The organism is Fluviicola sp., from assembly GCF_030151805.1.
Taxonomy (GTDB): Bacteria; Bacteroidota; Bacteroidia; order Flavobacteriales_D; family Crocinitomicaceae; genus Fluviicola.
The window spans coordinates 1-6,478 of record NZ_JASLCN010000421.1 but is presented as its reverse complement, the minus strand read 5'-3'; the positions used below and the strand labels follow the sequence as shown (position 1 = coordinate 6,478).

The following is a 6,478-nucleotide window of genomic DNA, read 5'->3' as shown; positions in this document are numbered from 1 at the left end:
GTATCTCCTGCTCCTGTTGGATCGAATACATCTTCCAATGGCAATGCCGGAGCAAAGAATACTTTATCGTCCTGGAACAATAATGCTCCGTGTTCTCCTTTTTTAATGATCAATGTTTTTGGGCCCATGTTGCGAATCACACGGCTGGCTTTCACCAATGAGTATTCTCCCGATAATTGGCGCGCTTCTTCGTCATTAATGATCAACACATCGATCATTGTCAGTGTTTGCTTCAAATCATCCAATGCGATATCCATCCAGAAATTCATGGTATCCATCGCAATCAATTTAGGTCTCTTCGTCAAACGCTCAATCACCTGGCGCTGTACCTGCGGACTCAAATTCCCCAACATCAAATATTCTGCTCCCTGGTAAGATTCAGGAATGATCGGATCGAAATCACCCAATACATTCAATTCTGTTACCAAAGTATCTCTGGAATTCATGTCATTGTGGTAACGACCCGACCAGAAGAATGTTTTCTCGCCTTTTTTGATTTGCAATCCTTCAAGCGCAACTCCTTTGGAAGCCAAAAGATCCAGGGTTTCCTGCGGGAAATCTTCTCCGACCACCGAAACAATTCGCTGGTCCTTTATAAAGTTTGATGCAGACAGTGCAATAAACGTTCCTGCTCCACCTACAATTTTATCTGTTTTTCCGAATGGTGTTTCGATCGCATCAAAAGCCACACTTCCAACTGTCAATAGACTCATTTTCTCAATTTATTTGGGCAAATGTACACAATAATTTAGGTTTAAGTTGCTCGTTATCTATTAACTATTTATGAGAAATAGCTGTGTGCCGGATTTACTTGTTTTAAAATTCAATTCTCAAATCAGTTATTTTGTTTTTATTTTAACATTTTTTAATTCTTCGATTTTTCGGTACATTTATTGTTTGATAGCTTTTCGAATTAAACCAGCGGTTATGAAAAAACATCTTACATTCTTTGGATTATTCGCTCTTGCAGCACTAGGAACACTTCATGCTCAGGAAAAGTCGAATTTTGGCACAGATTTTCAATCTATCAGAAAAGATATGGTTGCCTGGGACCAGGTTCGCGGAGAATGGCTTGCATCTTCGATGGAAGCGATGGCGAATAAAAGACCAACACCGGATCGCAATTTTCCGGAAGAATACACCCCTGCAGAAATGTTTAGCGCCATGCCGGAAGCTACACAAAACAAAATCCGCTCGCAAATTCAGCGATCGAGTACCAATACCGATAGTGTTTCGCGAAACCAATGGAATCGTTTGAACAGTTTCACCAACCGAACTCCGGACTGTAAACCAGTGATGGGAAGAACTTATGGTGATCCGCATTTAAAGTCTTTTGACGGAGCTACTTACTCCTTCCAGACTGTAGGTGAATTTACACTGGCTAAATCCGGAAGCGGAAACGTAAATATCCAGGTTCGCCAGCGCCCACAATCTGATGACTTTTCTTTGAACACAGCCGTAGCAATGAATGTTGGCGGTGACCGTGTTTGTTTTTATGCCAACGAAAAACCGGATGGAAACAACACGACTCCACTTCGTATTGAAGGAGAGCCTGTTTATATCGACGGCGCAAATTACTACCTGGAACATGGAGGAACAATCAGTGCTTCCGGAAATAACAATTACGTAGTAACCTGGCCAACAGGAGAACGTGTAAAACTAGATGGTTCCAGAACAGGAAACATGGGATTCTATAACATTGCCGTTGAAATTTATCCTTGTTCTGACAACTATGAAGGGATTCTTGGAAATGCGAATGGAAGAAGCTCGGATGATTTTGATGTTCGTGGAGGCTCAATGACTGCTTCCCGCTGGAACATGGGCGTATTCGGTTCTTCCAACCAAAACGACCAGGTACTGGAAAAAGAATACCTGGCATTCCTGGCAAAGGATTTCGCCATGCAATACCGCATTGTGCAAGAAGAATCATTATTTGATTACGGATTCAACCAAAGTACGCTTGCCTTTACTGATTTATCTTTCCCGCGGGTGCACCGTACATTGGGAGATTTGAGTCAGGACGACCGCAGAAGAGCTCAAAGAGAATGTGAACGCAGAGGATTTTCGGGCTCGGATTTAAGCGCTTGTATGTATGACAATGGATTCTTACGCATTGAACCAACTCCAAAACCAACTATTCCGAACAGAACAACCGGAAGACAATTGGATCCGGTAAGAACTCCGACACCAAACGTGAATCCCGGTCAAAAACCGTTCAGAGAGCGTTATCCGGACCCCGGAGTGAGACAAGCTGATTCCAAAGTTACACCTACAAGGACTATCCGTGAGGTTCAACCGATGGGTCAGAATCCGGAAGGAGGAAGCGGAGTGAAACCGGTTAGTTCAGAGTCTATTAACAGAGAACGGACAACTAACAGAGAAGTGACTACACCGGTTTCTCAAAATCCGGAAACGATTAATTCCGATGGAGGAACAAGAACGACAAGACCTGTTTATAACAGTGGCGAAAATACAAAGCCTGTTAAAGTAGAAAACACCAATACTCAATCGGGATCAGTATCTCATCCTCTACCTGGTTCTTCCTCGAATCCGGAATCTGTAAAACCTGTTAAGGTTGAAAGTACGATCACTAAACAACCTGAAGTGATCAGACAGCCTGAAATTACACGACCTGTAGTTACCAGACCAGTTATTACCCAACCCGTTAGAACGGAACCAAAATATACACCGCCGCCAAGCAATCCTGTGTCGACGCCGGTACAACGCCCGGTAACTACACCGGTCTCGACACCAAGTTCAACACCTTCGAAAACGATTTCAACACCGGTTAGAAGAGGTGGTTAGTTCAAAAGGAGTCTTCGGACTCCTTTTTTTTGCTTGTATTCTCTCAGGAATTGAAACAAATTAAAAATTGAACGTTAATTACTATTTGAGGTACTGTTGTTTAATCAGTAGGTTTCGATGTAAATTTGATTTATGAAGTGGAAGAAGAGGTTGGTGAAGACGCTAAAATGGTTTTTTGCAACTGTTCTGTCACTCATTTTACTGATCTCTATCCTGTTGTACGTTTTCAAGGACGACATTATTGACTATGCTGTTTCGGAAATCAACAAAACACTGAAGACCAAAGTCACAGTAGATAAAATAGATCTCACTTTCTGGAGCACCTTCCCCAATTTAAGCCTCGATTTCAACAACGTATTTATCCAGGATGCTTTACCGAATTCAACCCGTCGCGATACACTTTTGTATACGCAACAAATCCGTCTCAAGTTCAATCCGATGGATATCTGGAACGAAAATTACAATGTAAAGAAAATTGTGATCGAACCGGGAACCATTCAGCTCAAAGTCAACGAAAAGGGAGAAGTCAATTACGATATTTTCAAAGAATCCGAATCAGGCGAAAAGACCAATTTCAAACTCAAGCTCGAATCAATCCGGGCCAGCGGTTTGCGGTTTTCCTATCTGAACAAGATCAATGAAAGCAGCTACAAAGCCAACGTTCAGAATATTCATTTAGCCGGAAACTTTACGCAGGATAAATTCGACATTGCGACGGAGGCCCATTTTTACGTACAGCGTATTCAGCACGGTCTGGTTCCCTTCATTATCAATCAGCAGGCATCTACTGAGGTGAATATTCACATTGATCAGATCAGGGAAACATTCAATATTCCGGACGGAGAATTATTGCTTTCGGGAATTCCCTTCGATTTCGATTTAAGTATCGATACCACAGAAGTGAAGCTCCTGCTCGATGCTGATAAAATTCCATTGGCGGATTTGGCAAATAAACTGGCGATCAAAGAAGTGAAAACCGTTTCCGAATTGAAAGGTTCCGGAACGGCATCTTTTCATTTGTCGCTTCAAAATGCAACCAGAAGAGATTCTTATCCGAAAGTAGACTGCAAGTTCTCCATTGATAACGGAAAACTGACCGAACCTACGAAAGGATTAACACTGAGAGACATTGATCTGAAAGGATATTACTCCACGATGAAGGGAAAGGGCAAAGAAGAACTGGAGATCCGGAATGTTGCTTTTCAAACCATCAGCGGTCCTTTTTCCGGGAATTTGTCCGTGCGGCAATTCTCAAAACCAAGTTACCGTGGTTCGGCAAAAGGGTCTGTTGACCTGGAGGTCATTCACGGTTTGTTCCGGATTCCGAAAATCGAAGAACTTACCGGGCGGGTAAAAGTGAATACCAGTTTTCATCTCGAAACGGTGTTTGAGAACAATCGACCGACGATTGAAATTGTGGACGGGAGCGGAAATGCCTTATTGGACAATGTAGATTTCCGTTTGCAAAATGATTCCAGAAAGTTCTACGACATCTACGGAAACCTGATTTTGAACCGCAGTGAAGCCGTTCTCGAAGAACTCAAAGTTCATTTGGGGGAATCGGATCTGGAACTGAACGGAAGTTTTAACTACATCGATCAATTCCTGCAGGACAAACACACATTGGATGTTTCTGTCATCGCCGAAAGCCAGAAGATCAACCTCAAAGATTTCACCAATACCATTGCCGGAGATCCGAAGACCAACCTGGACGTTCGTGAATGGATGCTTCCTACAATGATCAATGGAAATGTCAAACTGAACGTGGACGCCATTCACATAGATCACCACACATTTTCCCAGATCAATGGCGAAATGACGGTTGGAAACAGAAGCATCGTTATTCAAAAACTGCATGGAATTACTGCTAACGCCACAGTGCGCGGAAGTTTGGCAGTCGTCGAATCTTCACCGGAATATTTTCAGCTGGCGACCAACCTGAGTTCGAAAGACATTTATTTCAAACCGATTTTCCGGGAATGGAATAATTTCGATCAGGAGGTGATCAAAGAAGACAATATCAGCGGGCGCGCGGAAGCAATCCTGGATTTAAAAGCTCCGTTTGATTTGAATTATGGGATTTTGAAAGATGAAATCGAAGCTCAGATTCAATTGAAAGTCATAGGCGGTCAGTTGAAAAATGTGCAGACATTCACCGCACTGACTAAAGATCTGAAAACAACCAAAACGAAAATGATTCTGAAAGCACGCGAAATTGATGCGCTTCAGGATAAACTCAACAATATTCAGTTCGAAACGCTGGAAAATACGATCTTCATTAAAAAGAGCGCGATCATTATCCCGAAGATGGAAATCAAATCCAATGCCCTCAATATTTCAGTCGACGGAAAACATAAGTTCAACAACGACATTGATTACAAATTTGCCTTCCGTTTCCGCGAACTGAAACAACAAAAAGACGAATCGGAATTCGGCATCGTGGAAGACGACGGAACCGGAATTAAAATCTTTGTACGGATGTACGGAAACCTGTCAGATCCGGTTATCGAATGGGACAAAACTTCCCGGAAAGAGGAAGCAAAACAAAACCGCGAAGAAGCAAAAAAAGAAGCAATCTCCATCTTGAAATCAGAATTGGGCTTGTTTAAGAAAGACACAACCATCAAAAAATACCTGCCTCCAAAAAAGGAACATGAAGTATTGGAAATTCAATTCGGGAAGGAAGAAAACGTAAATCCGTTCGAAGAGAAAAAGAAGATCGAAAAGGAGAAAAAAGGATTGAAAAAGTTCGGTGAAAAGCTCAAGGAAAAAAACAAGACCGAGGAGAAAGAGGAATTTACGGTGGAATAGTACGAATTACTTAATTCATTTATTTCATTTGGAATTAGGAATTAAGAATTATGTGTATTATTATCTAACCAAAACACGATCAGATGACCGGAATTCAGTCTTTTGTTGATATGCTTTTTATTGGAGTTATTGCGTTATTTCCGGTGGTAAATCCAATCGGATCAGCTTTTATTGTAAACCCGTTTTTATCTAATTTACCTCAGGCGGAAAAGCGAAAAGCTGTCACCAAAATCACCCTTTACGCTTTCACTTTATGCACCATTGCATTTTTTGCAGGCCATTGGATTCTGGAATTATTTGGAATTACGATTCCCATTGTTCAGCTTGCCGGAGGGATCATGATCTGTAAAATTGGCTGGGATTTGCTTTCTCCGGGCAAAAAAGACGAAAAAGTTTCCAATGAAACAGATTTGAATGAACATTCGAGCTATAGCGATGTGAAGGATAATTTGTTTTATCCGATTACCTTTCCTATCACAACCGGAGCCGGTTCGTTGTCTGTTCTTTTTACATTAAGCGCACACAGTGCCGATAAGCAATTCAATGTGTACCTCATCAATACCGCTGCAATCCTGCTGGCGATCATTCTGATGTGTCTGCTCATTTACTTTTTCTTCTTAAACACCAAAAAAATCATCCGGGTCATTGGCCCCGACGGAGAAAAAATCCTCAATCGCATTATTGCCTTTTTGATTTTTTGTGTCGGATTGCAAATTGCCGTTACGGGGATTAAGTCGTTGATTTGAGTTAGGGATTTGTGAAATTGAACCTGATTTGTTTTTTCCTCCCCCTTTATCCCCCTCCAAAGGGGGAAAGCAAAAATTTCCCTTTAAAGATTAAAACTTACTTCGAAAATTTAAAA

General features: G+C 41.7%; 4 protein-coding genes. 3 read left to right on the top strand and 1 reads right to left on the bottom strand.

Going from position 1 to position 6,478, the window contains the following annotated elements; all coding sequences use genetic code 11:
• On the bottom strand, positions 1–713 hold a 713-nt coding region (locus Q1V93_RS15945; RefSeq protein ID WP_300666019.1), incomplete at its 3' end, for a PfkB family carbohydrate kinase.
• Positions 714–927: 214 nt separating this feature from the next.
• Here Q1V93_RS15945 and Q1V93_RS15940 point away from each other — a divergent pair.
• From Q1V93_RS15940 to Q1V93_RS15930, 3 genes are all read left to right on the top strand, one after another.
• Positions 928–2,805 (top strand): VWD domain-containing protein, encoded by a 1,878-nt coding sequence (locus tag Q1V93_RS15940; protein ID WP_300666018.1) that lies wholly within the window; start codon positions 928–930, stop codon positions 2,803–2,805.
• A gap of 132 nt (positions 2,806–2,937) precedes the next feature.
• Positions 2,938–5,616 (top strand): AsmA-like C-terminal region-containing protein, encoded by a 2,679-nt coding sequence (locus tag Q1V93_RS15935; RefSeq protein WP_300666016.1) that lies wholly within the window; start codon positions 2,938–2,940, stop codon positions 5,614–5,616.
• Between the two features lie 83 nt (positions 5,617–5,699).
• Positions 5,700–6,362, top strand: a complete 663-nt coding sequence (locus Q1V93_RS15930) for a MarC family protein (RefSeq protein ID WP_300666015.1) — start codon at positions 5,700–5,702, stop codon at positions 6,360–6,362.
• Positions 6,363–6,478: the final 116 nt, after the last annotated feature.

Coding starts and splice junctions, on each gene's coding strand:
- Q1V93_RS15940 (WP_300666018.1), top strand. CDS start 928: ATGAAAAAACATCTTACATTCTTTGGATTATTCGCTCTTGCAGCACTA.
- Q1V93_RS15935 (WP_300666016.1), top strand. CDS start 2,938: ATGAAGTGGAAGAAGAGGTTGGTGAAGACGCTAAAATGGTTTTTTGCA.
- Q1V93_RS15930 (WP_300666015.1), top strand. CDS start 5,700: ATGACCGGAATTCAGTCTTTTGTTGATATGCTTTTTATTGGAGTTATT.